Source organism: Acidovorax delafieldii 2AN (assembly GCF_000175235.1).
Taxonomy (GTDB): domain Bacteria; phylum Pseudomonadota; class Gammaproteobacteria; order Burkholderiales; family Burkholderiaceae_C; genus Acidovorax; species Acidovorax delafieldii_B.
The window spans coordinates 1-16390 of sequence record NZ_ACQT01000069.1 but is presented as its reverse complement, the minus strand read 5'-3'; the positions used below and the strand labels follow the sequence as shown (position 1 = coordinate 16390).

The following is a 16390-nucleotide window of genomic DNA, read 5'->3' as shown; positions in this document are numbered from 1 at the left end:
CGGCCCTTGCGGCATCTTCGCGGCGCTGGTGCTCGCGCAGATGGGCTTTCGCCCCATCGTGCTCGAGCGCGGCAAGCAGGTGCGCGAGCGCACCCAAGACACCTGGGGCCTGTGGCGCCGGCGCGAACTGAACCCTGAGAGCAATGTGCAGTTCGGCGAAGGTGGCGCCGGCACGTTCAGCGACGGCAAACTCTACAGCCAGATCAAGGACCCGCGCCACCTCGGCCGCAAGGTGATGGCCGAGTTCGTCAAGGCCGGTGCGCCCGAGGAGATCCTCTACGTGGCGCACCCGCACATCGGCACCTTCAAGCTGGTCAAGGTGGTGGAGAGCCTGCGCGAGCAGATCATTGCGCTGGGCGGCGAAATCCGCTTCGGACAGCGCGTGACCGATCTGCTCGTCGAGGACAGCGCGAACGGCCGCCACGTGCGCGGCGTGCAGGTGCTGGACCAGACCACAGGCACCACCACCGAACTGCGCGCCGACCATGTGGTGATTGCGCTGGGCCACAGCTCGCGCGACACCTTTGCCATGCTCTATGACCGCGGCGTGCAGATGCAGGCCAAGCCGTTCTCGGTGGGGTTCCGCATCGAGCACCCGCAAGGCGTAATCGACCGTGCCCGCTGGGGCAAACATGCGGGCCACCCTTTGCTGGGCGCCGCCGACTACAAGCTGGTGCACCACGCCGCCAACGGCCGGGCGGTGTACAGCTTCTGCATGTGCCCCGGCGGCACCGTGGTGGCCGCCACCAGCGAGCCCGGCCGCGTGGTCACCAACGGCATGAGCCAGTACTCGCGCAACGAACGCAACGCCAATGCGGGCATGGTGGTGGGCATCGACCCGGCCGACTATCCCACGGCGCCTGCAGACTACGAAGCCACGCTGGGCACCACCCACGGCATTGAGGCGCTCCCCAGCGGCCAGCACCATCCGCTGGCGGGCATCGTGCTGCAGCGGCAGCTCGAATCGGGCGCCTACGTGCTCGGCGGCAGCAACTACAACGCGCCGGGCCAGCTGGTAGGCGATTTCATCGCGGGCCGGCCCTCCAAGGATCTGGGCAGCGTGCAGCCGTCCTACCAACCCGGCGTGACGCTCGGAGACCTGCACGGCGCCCTGCCCTCCTATGCCATCGAGGCCATGCGCGAGGCACTGCCGGCCTTCGGCCGCAAGATCAAGGGCTACGACATGCCCGACGCCGTGCTCACGGGCGTGGAAACGCGCACTTCGTCGCCGCTGCGCATCGACCGGGGCGACAACCTGCAAAGCCCCAACACGCCCGGCCTGTACCCGGCGGGCGAGGGCGCCGGTTATGCGGGCGGCATTCTCTCGGCCGGGGTGGATGGCATCAAGGTCGGCGAGGCCGTGGCGCGCAGCATCCTGGGCCTTGCCGCCTGATACCCGCAGAGACACGCGGCACCGCCGCAGGTGTCCGGCGGAGCGGCCCAGGGCCGAGCGACCTGCCGAGCCGCTGATGCCTTGACGGTGGCGCATCCAGGGCGCGCCGCTCCATTCGCATCGGGCCCGCGAAACGGGTGGCATGCATTCATGCCAAGCTCCGGTGCCGTTTCGGGTGCGTTGTGGCAGGAGCCCGCATTCCGCGCACAACGCACTGCGGGCTGCGGGGCGACCGATTTTTCTTGATATTGGTCAACAGTCAGACGCCCGGTGCGTCGCACACTGTCTGTGGCGATGCGCCGCGCAACAGGAAGGCTGATTCATGACCACCCCTCTCGCAACCCCTGCTCCCTCCTCTGCCCCACCCAAGGGCCTGCTCAAACGGGTAGGCCTGTGGAGCGCGGTGGCCGCCCTGGTGGGCGTACTGCTGCTGCCCACCCCCGCCGGCCTGCCGCTGGCCGGGCATTACATGCTCGCCATCCTGGCCTTTGCCGTGATCGTGTGGATGACCGAGGCGCTCGACTATTCCGTCAGTGCGGTGGTGATTGCGGCCTTCATGATCTTCTTGCTGGCCTATGCGCCCAGCGCGGCCAAGCCGGGGCTCACGGCAGGCATGGGCACGGGGGCGGCGCTCAATCTGGCGCTCTCCGGGTTTGCCAACAGCGCCGTGGCCCTGGTCGCGGCGGCGTGCTTCATCGCATCGGCCATGACGGCCACGGGGCTGGACCGGCGCATCGCACTGACGGTGCTGTCCAAGGTGGGCGCCAAGACGCACCGCATCGTGATCGGTGCCATGGTGGTGGGCTTTCTGCTGTCATTCATCGTGCCCAGCACCACCGCCCGCGTGGCCTGCCTCATGCCCATCATGATGGGCTTCGTGCTGGCCTTCAAGGTGGACCGCAAGAGCCGCTTTGCCGCCCTGCTGGTCATCACCACGGCCCAGACCGCCAGCATCTGGAACGTGGGCATCAAGACCGCCGCGGCGCAGAACATGGTGGCCATTGGTTTTATCGAGAAGCAGCTCGGCGCGCAGATCACCTGGGCCGAGTGGTTCATGGCCGCGGCGCCGTTTGCCGCGCTGATGAGCGTTGCCCTGTTCTTCATCATGACCCGCATGATGAAGCCCGAGATGACCGAGATCGCGGGCGGCCAGGAGACCATCCGCCAGCAACTGCATGAGCTGGGCCCGATGACGCTCAACCAGTGGAAGCTGCTGGCCATCGTGCTGGTGTTGCTGGGGTTCTGGTCCACCGAAAAGGTGCTGCACAATTTCGACACCTCGTCCACCACCATCGCCGCGGTGGCATTCATGCTGCTGCCGCGCCTGGGCGTGATGGACTGGAAGTCTTCGCAAAAAGGTTTTCCCTGGGGTACGGTGGTGCTGTTCGCCGTGGGCATCAGCGTGGGCACGGCGCTGCTGCAAACCAAGGCCGCCGGCTGGCTGGCCCAACTGATCGTGACCAACCTGGGGCTGGAGATGGCCTCGGCCTTCAGCATCCTGATGCTGCTGTCGCTGTTCCTGATCGTGATCCACCTGGGTTTTGCCAGCGCCACCGCACTGGCCTCGACCATGATCCCCATCATCATCAGCGTGCTCACCACGGTGCAGACGCCGGGCATCAACGTGGTGGGCATGACCATGATCCTGCAGTTCGTGGTGAGCTTCGGCTTCATCCTGCCAGTGAACGCGCCCCAGAACATGATCGCCTACGGCACCGACACCTTCGAGGCGCATGATTTTGTGCGCACCGGCGTCGTGATCACCCTCGTGGCCACCGTGCTGCTGGTGGTCTTCGCGCTCACCTACTGGCCCTGGATGGGTCTGATGGTCCACTGATCCTCACAAGCGGGTATCGGCCCAGGAACGCCGCGCCCGCCCGCCCGCATGCCGGGCCGGATGGCCACGGCGGCGTTCTGCCGCGCCATCCCATGCGATGTGGGGCGGCATGTTTGTGGGCAAGGTCAGAGCAACACCTCGGCGCCGCACCGAAGGGGTTGCGGCCGGCAGGGGCAGGGCGACTTCACCCATCGCGCCCTTGGCGGCCCCTGCCTGTGCAGCCTTGCGCCAGGGTACAAGACGCATCCACCAGCGGTGAGCTCTGCACCGTGTTCAGGCGCAGCCCGGCTGCGGTTTTGCACCCACAACCGGGGCCCCTGGCTCTGCTCGCTGACACGCGCCCGGCGCACCATCAAAAAAGCCGCCGCAGGCACGGGACCTGCAGCGGCTTGGCGGAAGGGGGCCTGGCCCTCGCGGGCCCGGATCAGCCTTGCTGCGCGTTCTGCAGCGCAGCGATGCGCTCTTCGATGGGCGGGTGGGTGCTGAACAGCTTGCCAATGCCACCGGCAATGCCCATGGCGGCCATGCTCTTGGGCAGCTCAGCGGGATGCATGCCGCCCAAGCGGGCCAGGGCGTTGATCATGGGCTGGCGGCGCCCCATGAGTTGGGTGGCGCCCGCATCGGCACGGAACTCGCGCTGGCGCGAGAACCAGGCCACGATGATGGCGGCCACGAAACCCAGCACGATGTCGAGCACCACGGTGGTCACCATGTAGCCGATGCCGGGACCCGAGCGGCTCTCATTGTTCTTGTTCAGGAAGCTGTCCACCGCATAGCCGATGACGCGCGAGAGAAACACCACGAAGGTGTTCATGACGCCCTGGATCAGCGTCATGGTGACCATGTCGCCATTGGCGATGTGGGCCACTTCATGGCCGATCACGGCCTCCACTTCTTCGCGCGTCATGCCTTGCAACAGGCCGGTGGACACCGCCACCAATGCCGAATTCTTGAAGGCGCCCGTGGCGAACGCGTTGGGATCGCCCTCGAAGATGCCCACCTCGGGCATGCCGATGCCAGCCTTGTCGGCGAGCTTGCGCACGGTCTCGACGATCCAGGCCTCATCGGCGCTGCGGGGCTGCTCGATGACCTGCACGCCCGCGCTCCACTTGGCCATGGGCTTGCTGATCAACAGCGAAATGATGGCGCCGCCAAACCCCATGACGAAGGCAAAACCGAGCAGCGCGCCCAGGTTCAGACCGTTGGCGGTGAGGTAGCGGTTCACGCCCAGCAGGCTGGCAACGATGCCCAGCACGGCCACCACGGCCACGTTGGTCAACAGGAAAAGAAAGATGCGTTTCATGGATTCTCCACAGAGGTGCGGGGTGGTCTGGCCCCAGAGCGGCAGATGGGGGTGGCCGCGCGCTCCTTCAAGCCGATGTCACAGCGCTGCAAAACCCATGGTGTGTTTGTTTTTGCGGGGCGCGCTGCGGAAGACGAGGGAGTCATCATAGAAGGAAAAGTTCTCGTTCTCCGGCCACCAGCCGGGCACTCCCAGCACGGGCAAAGGCAAAAACGGCTTGGCCGCCAACCGCCCCGGTTGCAGCTCCTGGGCCAGCCAAGCGTCGAGAGATGCTACCGAATCAATAGCTGCTTGCCCTTGATACACATGCGCAGTGATGGGTTTTCTTGGAACAACCAGTTTTTCCAGCAAGGCATGCCCGAACAACACCAGGCGCACCTCGCGCCACAAAGGGCGCAGCTCGACAAACAACCGCCACCAGTCCCGCGCCTGTAGCGCCGCCCAGATCGCCGTCGGCGCATCCATCACGGCGCCGTTCTCGTCCCACACCGTGATTGCATCGCGCAGGGGGCCGCGCACCGCCCCCACCCCCTGGGCGGCGATGGCCTGCGCCTGCATCTGGTTCAGGCGCCGCTTGGTCTGCGGGAACTGCAGCCACGCCAGTCCATTGAAAAAGTCGTGCAGGTTGTCGCGCGTGGGGACGCAGCGGGTGTCAAAGATGTACTGCTCATAGGCAGTGCCGTCGGGCAGTTCGGACTGGTGAACAAAACGGACAGTCGCCATGGAGAGGGCATTCAATGCCTCAGCCACCGGCTTTCCATCGAACACTTCACGCTGAACACGGACTCCCGGATCGCGTACTGCACTTAGCCAAGGCGCGCCCCAATCAACTCTTTCCATTCGCAGAATCCCGTCGCTGGGGAATACCGGCGGCGCCGTGGGACGCACAGTGCTCCACGTAAGTCACCTGCGTGGGCTGCCCTTTAGGCGAAAGCTTGAAATGAGAAGGGAACTGTCCAAAAAAACGGTCGATTTCGTCGTTTTTCCCAGGATGGTCTTCTGACGCAATACCGGGACGATTTGGCTGAGCATTTGCGGCCCGCGCCTCAAATCCGGCACGGCCTTCAACACTCGCTGCACCATCTCAGGGGAGGGGATGGCTGATAAACCCGAGGCAACGTCTTCTGAGAATTTGGCTACTTTCTTCGACTGGGCATCAGAGACATAGGTGATCTGGTTTGGCTTCTGTGCAGGTTGCAACTGAAAGCGGCCACCAAACTGTGCGAACCACACCGAGCTCTTGGTGCTCTTCCCCAGCACGCCCCGCTGGCGCAGCGTGGCCACCACGTGGCTGAGGTGCTGGCTTTGGCCATTGCGGAGTGATGGCAGAGCCTGGAGCACCTGCTCGACAAGCTCCTGACTTGAGGGCTGCGGCGCCAAGGGGCTGTGCTCGGCAGCAACGCCAATGGCCGGGAGAATTTTGCCATCAGGGGCTTCTGCCTCGGCGCACAGGGCAGGCTCCGACTGAGTAGCCATTGGTACCTGTGGCTCCCCAATCTTCGAAGCGGCCAGGCTCTCCGGCTTTTCTACCACTTCCAGCAAGATCACTTCGTCATAAAAACTCTCAGAGTTCGCAAAAATCTTGTTGGACAGGCTGAAACAAAGAACATGACACCCCCGCTCTCTGACCCAGGTTGCCAAGGGCACAAAGTCCGCATCGCCCGAACAGATTGCCACTGTGTCGATATCTTGAGTGCAAACAGCCTCCACCGCATCGATCACCAAGGCGCTGTCTGTAGTGACCTTGTTCACGATCATGTTGCTGACCGGACGCACTCCATGGCGCCACAAGACAGATTCGATGCCTTTGAGGCTATCCACCCGCCCGTAAGCGCGCTTGTAAAGCACCCGTTCAGCGCGATGGCGCAAATCCGTCAGCACATGGTCCAACGCCGTCGCCTCGTTCAGGTTGTCCGCGTCGATGAAGACGGCCATGTTCCTGGCCGTCCCAACCTTGGGCGGTTCCTGCGGCAAGGTCATTTCACCAGCCGCCACGGCAGCACTTCACCGGCGCGCAGGGGCTTGAGCTCGCCCTCGCCGAACGCAAAGCTGTCGGGCGGCGTCCAGGATTCGCGGCGCAGGGTGATGGTGCCGCTGTTGCGCGGCAGGCCGTAGAAGGCCGGGCCGTTGAAGCTGGCGAAGGCTTCGAGCTTGTCCAGCGCGCCGACGTTGTCGAAGGCCTCGGCGTACATCTCGATGGCAGCGTGCGCGGTGTAGCAGCCGGCGCAGCCCGTGGCGTGCTCCTTCAGGTGCGCCGAATGCGGCGCGCTGTCGGTGCCCAGGAAGAATTTTTCGCTGCCGCTGGTGGCCGCCTGCACCAGGGCCTGGCGATGCGTCTCGCGCTTGAGCACGGGCAGGCAGTAATAGTGCGGGCGGATGCCGCCGGTGAAGATGGCGTTGCGGTTGTAGAGCAGGTGGTGCGCTGTGATGGTGGCAGCGGTGAAACGGTCGGCCTGCTGCACATACTGCGCGGCTTCCTGGGTGGTGATGTGCTCGAAGACGATCTTCAGCTCAGGGAAATCGCGGCGCAGCGGGATGAGCTGCTGCTCGATGAACACGGCCTCTCGGTCAAACAGGTCGATGTCGCTGCTGGTGACCTCGCCATGCACCAGCAGCAGCAGGCCGGCCTTCTGCATGGCTTCGAGCGTCTTGTAGGTCTTGCGCAGGTCGGTGACGCCCGCGTCGCTGTTCGTCGTGGCGCCAGCGGGGTAGAGCTTGCAGGCAACCACGCCGGCCGCCTTAGCGCGGGCGATTTCGTCGGGCGGAAGGTTGTCGGTGAGGTACAGCGTCATCAGCGGCTCGAACTGCACGCCCACCGGTACGGCGGCCAGGATGCGCTGCTTGTACGCCAGCGCCTGCTCGGCCGTGGTCACGGGTGGACGCAGGTTGGGCATGATGATGGCGCGGCCGAACTGGGCGGCGGTGTGCGGCACCACGGTGTGCAGGGGGTCGCCGTCGCGCACGTGCAGGTGCCAGTCGTCGGGGCGGGTGATCGTGAGGGTGTCGGGGGTGGCGGTCATGGGCTGCATTGTCCCATCCGCCCGTAGACTTCAAAAATCATAGCAGCCAGCGCTTTCTGCATGGTCACTACAGACATGAAAGACATAAAAAAGCGCCCCATGGACGCTTGGATGATCTGGCATGCTCCGCGACGGGCGTGTACCACGCACAGCGCACGGCACCAGCGCGTCCCAGGCCGGCAGCCACCGCGCAGAGGCCCATGCCCTGCGTGTCGCCCCGCCGCGCTGGCGGCCCCTTCCCGGCGACAGCCGAGAAAAGGGGGCTGAGAGGCGCGGCTCCAGGTTTGCCCGCGCAAACCTGGGCGTGCCCCCCGAAGGGCGGTCCGCCTCAGACGGCTGTACGGAGGCGCGAAGCGCCTCTGGGGGCTGCCCGGCTCAGTGCTGCAGGATCTTGTCGAGGAAGTCCTTGGTGCGCGGCTGGCGGGCATCGGGGTTGCCGAAGAACTCGTCCTTCGAGCAGTCTTCCAGGATCTTGCCGCCCACGTCCATGAAGATCACGCGGTTGCTGACCTTGCGCGCGAAACCCATCTCGTGGGTCACGCACATCATGGTCATGCCTTCGTTGGCCAGCCCCACCATCACGTCGAGCACTTCCCCCACCATTTCGGGGTCGAGCGCCGAAGTGGGTTCGTCGAACAGCATGACGATGGGGTCCATCGACAGCGCGCGCGCGATGGCCACGCGCTGCTGCTGGCCGCCCGAGAGCTGGCCCGGGAACTTGTCCTTGTGGGCCGTGAGGCCCACGCGCTCAAGCATCTTGAGGCCGCGCTTCTTGGCGTCATCGGCGCTGCGCCCCAGCACCTTGACCTGCGCGATCGTGAGGTTGTCCGTCACCGAGAGGTGCGGGAAGAGTTCGAAGTGCTGGAACACCATGCCGACATGGCTGCGCAGCTTGGGCAGGTTGGTCTTGGGGTCATGCACGGGCACGCCATCGACCCAGATCTCGCCCTTCTGGATGGGTTCGAGCGCGTTGATGGTCTTGATCAGCGTGGATTTGCCAGAGCCCGATGGGCCGCACACCACTACCACCTCGCCCTTGTTGATGCTGGTGGAGCAGTCATTGAGCACCTGAAAGGTGCCGTACCACTTGGATACGTTCTTGAGTTCGATCATTTGCTTGTTCCTCAATCTCTAGCGCATCAGCGAATGATGGCAATCTTCTGGTGCAGGCGCTTGACCATCCAGGACAAGGCATAGCACATCACAAAATACAGCACCGCCGCGGCCAGGTAGGCCTCGATGGGGCGGCCGAAGTTCTTGCCCGCCACCTCGAAGCCCTTGAGCATGTCGTAGGCGCCGATGGCATAGACCAGCGACGTGTCCTGGAACAGGATGATGGTCTGGGTCAGCAGCACGGGCAGCATGTTGCGGAAGGCCTGCGGCAGCACCACCAGCTTCATGTTCTGGCCATAGGTCATGCCCAGCGCCTGCCCCGCGAACACCTGTCCGCGCGGCACCGACTGGATGCCCGCACGCATGATCTCGCTGAAGTAGGCCGCCTCGAAGGCAACGAAGGTCACCACCGCCGACACCTCGGCACCGATGGGGCGGCCGATGATGGCCGGCACCAGCAGGAAGAACCACAGGATCACCATCACCAGCGGAATGCTGCGCATGCCATTGACGTAGACGGTGGCGGGCATGTCGAGCCACTTCTTGCCCGACAGGCGCATGAGCGCCAGCACCGTGCCGAAGATCACGCCGCCGATCGTGGCCACCAGCGTGAGCAGCAGGCTGAAATACAGCCCCTTGAGCACGAAGTTCGAAATCAGATCCCAGTTGTAGAACGAAAAGTCGAGATTCATGTCAGTGACCTCCGCCTGCGCCACCGGTCACCACCATGCCCGGAATGCGGGCCCGCTTCTCGATGAACGCCATGATGCGGTTGATGGCGAATGCCGAGACCACGTAGCAGGCCGTCACGGCCAGATAGACCTCCACGCCGCGCGAGGTTTCTTCCTGCGCCTGCATGGCAAACATGGTGAGTTCGGCCACCGACACGGCAAACGCCACGGACGAATTCTTGAAGATGTTCATCGTCTCGCTGGTGAGCGGCGGAATGATGATGCGAAAAGCCATGGGCAGCAGCACATGGCGGTAGGTCTGGAACGTGGTGAAACCCATGGCCAGCCCCGCGTAACGCTGTCCACGCGGCAACGCCTGGATGCCCGAGCGCACCTGTTCGGCAATGCGCGCCGAAGTGAAGAAGCCCAGTGCCAGCACCACCAGCACGAAGCCGGGCACGGCCTGCAAGGCAGGAAACAGCGTCGGCACCACGTGGTACCACAGGAAAATCTGCACCAGCAGCGGAATGTTGCGAAACAGCTCGACCCACGCATTGCAAAGTCGCACGACCATGGGCCGCCCTTCGAGCGTGCGCAGCGTGCCGATCAGCGCCCCCAGCACCAGCGCCAGCAGCAGCGCCAGCAGCGAAACAGACACGGTCCAGCCCCAGGCCGACAGCATCCAATCCAGGTAAGTGATGTCGCCGCCTTTGCCAAAGCAGCTTTGCACGACTTCCCGGTCCATGGTGTCCTGGCAGAACACCTGCCAATCCCAACTCATAGGAGCACCCCTCATGTTGTTATGTTGTGCCGGGCGGCACACCGCGCGCGCCCAACAAAAAAGCCCCTTCAAACCCGGCGTCTGAAGGGGCGGCTGCGGTCAGACTCTTACTTCTTGTAGTCTTCCATGGGCTTGTCGTTGGGGTTGGCCCAGGCTGCCTTGGTGGCTTCGGACAGGGGCAGGCCGACCTTGGTGCCGGTAGGCGGCGTAGGCTGCATGAACCACTTGTCGTACAGCTTGGCCAGCGAGCCGTCCTTGATCTGGCGCTTGATGCTGTCGTCCACGGCCTTCTTGAAGGCGGGGTCGTCCTTGCGCATCATGCAGGCGATGGGCTCCACCGACAGCACTTCGCCCACGATCTTGTAGTCGGCGGGGTTCTTGGCCTTGGAGATGTTGCCCGCGAGGATCGAGCCGTCCATCACGAACGCATCGGCGCGGCCCGTTTCCAGCAGCAGGAAGCTGTCGGCGTGGTCCTTGCCCAGCACTTCCTTGAAGTCGATGCCGCCAGCGCGCTCATGCTTGCGCAGGGTCTGCACCGACGTGGTGCCCGTGGTGGTGGCCACGGTCTTACCGTTGAGGTCCTTGATGGAATGGATGCCCGAACTGGCCTTGACGGCAATGCGCACTTCTTCCACATAGGTCGTCACGGCGAAGGCCACGTCCTTCTGGCGCGCAGCATTGTTGGTGGTGGAGCCGCACTCCAAGTCCACCGTGCCGTTGGTCACCAGGGGAACGCGGTTCTGCGAGGTCACGGGCTGGTACTTGACGTCCAGCTTGGCCAGGCCCAACTGCTTCTGGATGTCGTCCAGAATGCGCTCACCCATCTCGGTATGGAAGCCCACATACTTGCCGTTGCCCAGCGTATAGGCCAGGCCCGACGATTCGCGCACCCCCAGGGTCACGCTGCCCGAGGACTTGATCTTGGCGAGGGTATCGCCAGCCTGCGCGAATGCGCTGCCAGCGGCCAGAGCGGCCACGGCAATCGCGAAAATGTGCTTCTTCATGTCAATCTCCTAGTGTCATGCGAAAAAGGGATTCTAGAGACTTGCTCAAGCCCACATTTTGGGCGGGCAGCGCAGTCCAGAACAGGGGGTTTACCTGCCGCGCCGTTCAGAACGGCACCTGGTCGGAAGGGTATTTCCAGAAGTCGCGCAGCAGATAGCTGACGGGCAGATTCAGTGAAGCGTTGTTCGGCGGGATGGGCTTGGCGAACCACTTGTCGTAGATGGGGTAGATCTCGCGGCTGGTTATGAGGCGACGCATCTCGTCGTCGACCAGCTTCTTGAATTCGGGATCGTTCTTGGGCAACACGATGGCCAGGGGCTCGGTGGTGACGAAGCGGCCCACCACCTTCAGCGCCGCCGGATGGGGCCGCCCGGCGGCCAGGCCGTACAGCAACACATCGTCCATCAGGAAGGCATCGGCCTCGCCCTTTTCCACCATCTCCACGCCGCGCTCATGGTCGGGGGCCTCGACGATGGTGATGCCCATCAGGTGCGAGCGGTTGGCCTGCTCGGCGGCCTTGAGCGGTGTCGTTCCCTTCGTGGACACCAGCTTCTTGCCCGCCAGGTCCTCCAGGCGGTCGATGCTGCTGGAAGCCTTGACCAGCAGGCGTGCACCCGTGATGTAGTGCGGCACCGTGAAGGCCACCTTCTGCCTCCGCTCGGCGTTGTTGGTGGTCGAGCCGCATTCAAGATCGGCCTTGTGCTGCTCCACCATGGCCAGACGGTTGGCGGCAGTGACCTGCAGCATTTCGACGGGCATGTCCTTCATGCCCGTCTTCTTGCGCACGACATCGGCCAGGCGCAGGCACAGGTCGATGGCGTAGCCGATGGGCTTGCCCGACTTCGGATCGATATAAGAAAAAGGCACTGACGATTCGCGGTGCGCGATCACCAGGGCGCCGCCGGCACTCACCTTCTCGAGCACGGTTTGGGCCGACACCGCCGACACACCGCACAGGGCCGCCAAACCCCATGCCAAACCCCAGTGCCGAACCTTCATGTGATGCCCTTGTGAATAACGTTGCCCCGGATTTGCAATCTTCGTGCCACTGCTCCGCTGTGGCGCGCCCCGTGGCGGTTGCTGTCCGGTGTGGGCGCCGACTGTACGTTCCCGCCCCCCGAATTTCCAATGCCGAATGCGCGGCGCGTTATGCAAATTATCTATGTCCGCATTTACCCTTAGCATGACCCCAGGTTTTGCAGATAGGTCCACAAAGCCTGCGCGGTGCCCTTGGGCGCCTCCTTGCCGCCGGGGCGCTCACGGTAGGCCCGCACATCCATCACGATCTGCAGACCGTCGTGATCGGGTGGCTGTGCGCTCACCAGCTTGCGGGCGCGCACCTCTTTCTTGACGGCGCTGTGCGGCAGGAACGCCACGCCGTGCCCCTCCAGGGCCATGGCCTTCAGGCCCTCGGCCATGTCGGTTTCGTACACACGGTCGAGGTGGATGGCTGTGCCTGACTCTTTCAGGATGAGCTCGGTCATGCGCCCCAGATAGGCCCCCGGCGCGTAGCCCAGATACGGAAGCGGCTGGCCCGCGCGGCCCGGCAGGCTGAACAGGGGTTGCCCGTCTGCATCGGCCTTGCTGTAGGGCGACAGCACCTCCTGCCCCAGGCTCACCATTTCGTAGCGGTCGGCGTCCAGCTGAAAAGGCTGCGAAGGGTGGTGGTAGGTGATCAGCAGATCGCAGCCGCCTTCCACCAGCCGCATCACCGCGTCGTGCACGTTCAGCGCGATGAGGCGGCTTTTGAGGGGGCCGAATTTCTCGTGCAGGCTCGAAACCCAGGCCGGAAAGAACGTGAAGGCCAGCGTGTGCGGCACCGCGAACTCGATCATGTCCTTGCCGGCACTGGAGTGCGTGCGCAGCATGGCACGCGTGTTCTGCATGGCCTGCAGCATCTCGAGCGCCTGGTCGTACAGCGTCTTGCCCGCGGGGGTCAGGCGCGTGGGGTACGAGCTGCGATCGACCAGATCGGTGCCCGCCCACGCCTCCAGGGCCTGGATGCGGCGTGAAAAAGCGGGCTGCGTCACATGCCTCAACTGCGCCGACCGGCTGAAGCTGCGCGTTTCCGCCAGACTGACAAAATCCTCAAGCCACTTGGTTTCCATCGCTGCATTATCCGCGCGCCCTGGCGCGGGCGCCGAGGCGCGCGACGGTGTGCATGCATATCAACACGCACCATAATATGCAGTGCGCATACAGCGCCCACCGTCCAGGCCCCTGGTGCACAACACTGCCGGGCAGAGCGACAGCATTCGCCATGTTTGTTTCCCTGAGACCCTGCCCCCATGCCACCCTCCTCCCCTCCCGGGCCGACGGCTTCTGCGTCCGCGCCCACGGCACCTGAAGACAACTCCCCCCGCTCGCTGCGCATCGAAGACTGGCTCACCGTCATCGTGATGGCCGCACTGGCCCTCATCACCTTCGCCAACGTGCTGGTGCGCTATTTCACCAATTCCTCCTTTGCCTGGACCGAGGAAATCTCGGTCTTCCTGATGATCGTGCTGGCGCTGGTGGCGGGCTCGGCCGCCGTGGCGCGCGACGTGCACATCCGCATCGAGTACTTCGCCGAAGGCGGCTCCATGGCCCGCCGCAAGACGCTCGCGCGTTTCGGCGCGCTCATGGTGGCGCTGCTGTTCGGCGTGATCGCCGTGCTGAGCGTGCGCGTGGTATGGGACGACTACCGCTTTGGCGAGACGTCGCCCGGCATTGGCGTACCCCAGTGGTGGTATTCGATCTGGCTGCCCGTCTTCTCGGCCCTGATCACCGTGCGCGCCATCGGCCTGTTCATCCAGCGGGGCCGCCAGGCGCCTCCGGCGGACCACCACGGAGACTTCCAAGCATGATCGCCACCCTTTTGTTCGTGGCCTTCCTGGCCATGATGTTCGTGGGCGTGCCCATCGGTGCCGCGCTGGGCCTGGCCGGCGCCGCCGCCATTGCACTGGCCAATGCCGACAGCCAATGGTTCGGCCTGCTGGCCGTGCCACAGAACTTCTATGCCGGACTGGGCAAATACCCGCTCCTGGCCATCCCGATGTTCGTGCTGGTGGGCTCGATCTTCGACCGCTCGGGCGTGGCCCTGCGCCTGGTCAACTTCGCAGTGGCGCTGGTCGGACGCGGGCCCGGCATGCTGCCGCTGGTGGCCATTGCCGTGGCCATGTTCCTGGGCGGCATATCGGGCTCTGGTCCGGCCAATGCGGCCGCCGTGGGCGGTGTGATGATCGCGGCGATGTCGCGCGCGGGTTACCCGCCCTCGTTCTCGGCCAGCGTGGTGGGCGCGGCTGCGGCCACCGACATACTGATTCCGCCCTCGGTCGCCTTCATCATCTACTCGGTGCTGGTGCCGGGCGCCTCGGTGCCGGCACTGTTCGCAGCCGGCATGGTGCCCGGCGTGCTGGCCGGCGTGGCGCTGATCGTGCCCGCCGTGTGGATGGCGCGCAAGCACAAGATGGGCGCGCTCGAAGCGAGCATGCCCCGCCCGCCCTTCTGGAAGAGCCTGCGCGAAGCGCTGTGGGGCCTGGCCGCGCCGGTGCTGATTTTGGGCGGCATGCGCGCGGGCTGGTTCACGCCCACCGAGGCCGCCGTGGTGGCCGTGTTCTACGGCCTGTTCGTGGGCATGGTGATCCACCGCACAATGACCGTGCGCGACCTGTTCCCCATCCTGCGCGAATCGGGCGAGCTGTCGGCGGTGATCCTGATCGTGGTGTCGCTGGCGGGCATCTTTGCCTACTCGCTGTCCACCCTGGGCGTGATCGACCCCGTGGCCAACGCCATCGTGAACTCGGGCCTGGGTGAATACGGCGTGCTGGCGCTCCTGATCCTGCTGCTGGTCACCGTGGGCATGTTCCTCGACGGCATTTCGATCTTTTTGATCTTCGTGCCACTGCTGCTGCCCATCATGAACCACTACCACTGGGACCCCGTGTGGTTCGGCGTGATCCTCACGCTCAAGGTGGCCCTGGGCCAGTTCACCCCGCCGCTGGCAGTGAACCTGATGGTGTCGTGCCGCATCGCCGGTGTGCGCATGGAATCGACCGTGCGCTGGGTGGGCTGGATGCTGTTCGCCATGTTCCTCGTCATGGTGGCCGTGATCGCCTTCCCGCAACTGGCCCTGTGGCTGCCAGCCCAGATGGGCTACTGATTTCACCCCGCATTCGTTGTCAATACCGAAGGAGACCGAAAAATGAAACTGCGTACATTCCTCACCTCGGCCGTGGCCGCCGCGGCCGCCCTGGCCTTCACCGCCCCCGCTGCCATTGCGCAAACGGCGTACAAAAGCGAATACCGCATGTCGCTCGTGCTGGGCACCGCCTTCCCCTGGGGCAAGGGCGGCGAGTTGTGGGCCAACAAGGTGCGCGAACGCACCAACGGCCGCATCAACATCAAGCTCTACCCCGGCGTCTCGCTGATCCAGGGCGACCAGACCCGTGAGTTTTCCGCACTGCGCCAGGGCGTGATCGACATGGCCGTGGGCTCGACCATCAACTGGTCGCCCCAGGTCAAGCAGCTCAACCTGTTCTCGCTGCCCTTCCTGATGCCCGACTACGCCGCCACCGACGCACTCACGCAGGGCGAAGTCGGCAAGAGCCTGTTCCAGACGTTGGAAAAGGCCGGCGTCATGCCGCTGGCCTGGGGTGAGAACGGCTACCGCGAGATCTCCAACTCCAAGCACGCGATCAAGTCGCCCGCCGACCTCAAGGGCCTGAAGATCCGCGTGGTGGGCTCGCCGCTGTTCCTCGACACCTTCACGGCCCTGGGCGCGAACCCCACGCAGATGAGCTGGGCCGACGCCCAGCCCGCCATGGCCAGCAGCGCCGTGGACGGGCAGGAAAACCCCCTGTCGGTCTACATGGCCGCCAAGCTCTACACGGTGGCGCAAAAGCACGTGACGATGTGGGGCTACATCAACGACCCACTGATCTTCGTGGTCAACAAGGACATCTGGAACAGCTGGACGCCCGCCGACCGCGAAATCGTCAAGCAGGCCGCCATTGACGCCGGCAAGGAAGAGATCGCCATCGCGCGCAAGGGCATGGTCGAGGCTGACAAGCCGCTGCTCAAGGAAATCGCCAGCCACGGCGTGACTGTCACCCAGCTCACCCCCGCCGAGCGCGAGGCCTTCGTGAAGGCAACCCGCCCCGTGATGGAGAAATGGAAGGGCCAGATCGGCGCCGACCTGGTGACTGCGGCTGAAAAGGCAATTGCTGCGCGAAAGTAAGCCAACCACTCCTAAAACAATAGCTTCTAGCGCTTGTGCATCAAGCGCT

Annotated in this window: 15 protein-coding genes; 5 read left to right on the top strand and 10 right to left on the bottom strand. The window is 64.5% G+C overall.

What is annotated here, in order from left to right; translation table 11 throughout:
• A partial coding sequence (locus tag ACDELDRAFT_RS10895) for an NAD(P)/FAD-dependent oxidoreductase (RefSeq protein WP_005796545.1) occupies positions 1-1393 on the top strand: 1393 nt, incomplete at its 5' end.
• Positions 1394-1715: 322 nt separating this feature from the next.
• The gene (locus tag ACDELDRAFT_RS10890) at positions 1716-3230 is read left to right on the top strand and encodes a DASS family sodium-coupled anion symporter (RefSeq protein ID WP_005796543.1); all 1515 of its coding nucleotides are present in this window, start codon (positions 1716-1718) and stop codon (positions 3228-3230) included.
• Positions 3231-3654: 424 nt separating this feature from the next.
• Here ACDELDRAFT_RS10890 and htpX read toward each other — a convergent pair whose 3' ends face one another.
• From htpX to ACDELDRAFT_RS10835, 10 genes are all read right to left on the bottom strand, one after another.
• Complete coding sequence (htpX, locus tag ACDELDRAFT_RS10885; protein ID WP_005796542.1) at positions 3655-4533, bottom strand: protease HtpX; 879 nt, start codon at positions 4531-4533, stop codon at positions 3655-3657.
• A gap of 78 nt (positions 4534-4611) precedes the next feature.
• Positions 4612-5373 carry a DUF3025 domain-containing protein gene (locus ACDELDRAFT_RS10880; protein WP_005796540.1) on the bottom strand — a complete coding sequence of 254 codons (762 nt, stop codon included), beginning with the start codon at positions 5371-5373 and terminating at the stop codon, positions 4612-4614.
• 63 nt (positions 5374-5436) lie between these two features.
• Positions 5437-6468 (bottom strand): NYN domain-containing protein, encoded by a 1032-nt coding sequence (locus ACDELDRAFT_RS10875; RefSeq protein ID WP_232504756.1) that lies wholly within the window; start codon positions 6466-6468, stop codon positions 5437-5439.
• Positions 6469-6509: 41 nt separating this feature from the next.
• On the bottom strand, positions 6510-7553 hold the full coding sequence (gene pyrC / locus ACDELDRAFT_RS10870; RefSeq protein WP_040328852.1) for a dihydroorotase: 1044 nt from the start codon (positions 7551-7553) through the stop codon (positions 6510-6512).
• Between the two features lie 375 nt (positions 7554-7928).
• Positions 7929-8666 (bottom strand): amino acid ABC transporter ATP-binding protein, encoded by a 738-nt coding sequence (locus ACDELDRAFT_RS10860; protein WP_005796537.1) that lies wholly within the window; start codon positions 8664-8666, stop codon positions 7929-7931.
• 26 nt (positions 8667-8692) lie between these two features.
• Positions 8693-9358 carry an amino acid ABC transporter permease gene (locus ACDELDRAFT_RS10855; RefSeq protein ID WP_005796536.1) on the bottom strand — a complete coding sequence of 222 codons (666 nt, stop codon included), beginning with the start codon at positions 9356-9358 and terminating at the stop codon, positions 8693-8695.
• 1 nt (position 9359) lies between these two features.
• A complete protein-coding gene (locus tag ACDELDRAFT_RS10850; protein ID WP_005796535.1) occupies positions 9360-10118 on the bottom strand; it encodes an amino acid ABC transporter permease in 759 nt (252 codons plus the stop codon).
• Positions 10119-10225: 107 nt separating this feature from the next.
• Entirely contained in the window at positions 10226-11122 is an 897-nt protein-coding gene (locus ACDELDRAFT_RS10845; protein WP_005796534.1) for an amino acid ABC transporter substrate-binding protein, read from the bottom strand.
• Positions 11123-11228: 106 nt separating this feature from the next.
• On the bottom strand, positions 11229-12122 hold the full coding sequence (locus ACDELDRAFT_RS10840; protein ID WP_005796533.1) for an amino acid ABC transporter substrate-binding protein: 894 nt from the start codon (positions 12120-12122) through the stop codon (positions 11229-11231).
• A 179-nt stretch (positions 12123-12301) separates the two neighbouring features.
• On the bottom strand, positions 12302-13231 hold the full coding sequence (locus ACDELDRAFT_RS10835) for a LysR family transcriptional regulator (RefSeq protein WP_005796532.1): 930 nt from the start codon (positions 13229-13231) through the stop codon (positions 12302-12304).
• A gap of 180 nt (positions 13232-13411) precedes the next feature.
• Here ACDELDRAFT_RS10835 and ACDELDRAFT_RS10830 point away from each other — a divergent pair, with 180 nt between their 5' ends.
• From ACDELDRAFT_RS10830 to ACDELDRAFT_RS10820, 3 genes are read left to right on the top strand one after another with little or no spacing between them, the layout of a single operon-like run.
• On the top strand, positions 13412-13969 hold the full coding sequence (locus ACDELDRAFT_RS10830; protein WP_005796531.1) for a TRAP transporter small permease: 558 nt from the start codon (positions 13412-13414) through the stop codon (positions 13967-13969).
• The gene (locus tag ACDELDRAFT_RS10825; RefSeq protein ID WP_005796530.1) at positions 13966-15264 is read left to right on the top strand and encodes a TRAP transporter large permease; all 1299 of its coding nucleotides are present in this window, start codon (positions 13966-13968) and stop codon (positions 15262-15264) included. The genes ACDELDRAFT_RS10830 and ACDELDRAFT_RS10825 overlap by 4 nt, the downstream gene beginning before the upstream one ends.
• A 42-nt stretch (positions 15265-15306) precedes the next feature.
• Entirely contained in the window at positions 15307-16341 is a 1035-nt protein-coding gene (locus ACDELDRAFT_RS10820) for a DctP family TRAP transporter solute-binding subunit (protein ID WP_005796528.1), read from the top strand.
• Positions 16342-16390: the final 49 nt, after the last annotated feature.

What these genes read in the sequence shown, in the direction of transcription:
- ACDELDRAFT_RS10840 (WP_005796533.1), bottom strand. Translation starts at nt 12,122, where the DNA reads ATGAAGGTTCGGCACTGGGGTTTGGCATGGGGTTTGGCGGCCCTGTGC.
- ACDELDRAFT_RS10860 (WP_005796537.1), bottom strand. Translation starts at nt 8,666, where the DNA reads ATGATCGAACTCAAGAACGTATCCAAGTGGTACGGCACCTTTCAGGTG.
- htpX (WP_005796542.1), bottom strand. Translation starts at nt 4,533, where the DNA reads ATGAAACGCATCTTTCTTTTCCTGTTGACCAACGTGGCCGTGGTGGCC.
- ACDELDRAFT_RS10880 (WP_005796540.1), bottom strand. Translation starts at nt 5,373, where the DNA reads ATGGAAAGAGTTGATTGGGGCGCGCCTTGGCTAAGTGCAGTACGCGAT.
- ACDELDRAFT_RS10890 (WP_005796543.1), top strand. Translation starts at nt 1,716, where the DNA reads ATGACCACCCCTCTCGCAACCCCTGCTCCCTCCTCTGCCCCACCCAAG.
- ACDELDRAFT_RS10830 (WP_005796531.1), top strand. Translation starts at nt 13,412, where the DNA reads ATGCCACCCTCCTCCCCTCCCGGGCCGACGGCTTCTGCGTCCGCGCCC.
- ACDELDRAFT_RS10850 (WP_005796535.1), bottom strand. Translation starts at nt 10,118, where the DNA reads ATGAGTTGGGATTGGCAGGTGTTCTGCCAGGACACCATGGACCGGGAA.
- ACDELDRAFT_RS10825 (WP_005796530.1), top strand. Translation starts at nt 13,966, where the DNA reads ATGATCGCCACCCTTTTGTTCGTGGCCTTCCTGGCCATGATGTTCGTG.
- ACDELDRAFT_RS10835 (WP_005796532.1), bottom strand. Translation starts at nt 13,231, where the DNA reads ATGGAAACCAAGTGGCTTGAGGATTTTGTCAGTCTGGCGGAAACGCGC.
- ACDELDRAFT_RS10820 (WP_005796528.1), top strand. Translation starts at nt 15,307, where the DNA reads ATGAAACTGCGTACATTCCTCACCTCGGCCGTGGCCGCCGCGGCCGCC.
- ACDELDRAFT_RS10875 (WP_232504756.1), bottom strand. Translation starts at nt 6,468, where the DNA reads ATGGCCGTCTTCATCGACGCGGACAACCTGAACGAGGCGACGGCGTTG.
- ACDELDRAFT_RS10855 (WP_005796536.1), bottom strand. Translation starts at nt 9,358, where the DNA reads ATGAATCTCGACTTTTCGTTCTACAACTGGGATCTGATTTCGAACTTC.
- pyrC (WP_040328852.1), bottom strand. Translation starts at nt 7,553, where the DNA reads ATGACCGCCACCCCCGACACCCTCACGATCACCCGCCCCGACGACTGG.
- ACDELDRAFT_RS10845 (WP_005796534.1), bottom strand. Translation starts at nt 11,122, where the DNA reads ATGAAGAAGCACATTTTCGCGATTGCCGTGGCCGCTCTGGCCGCTGGC.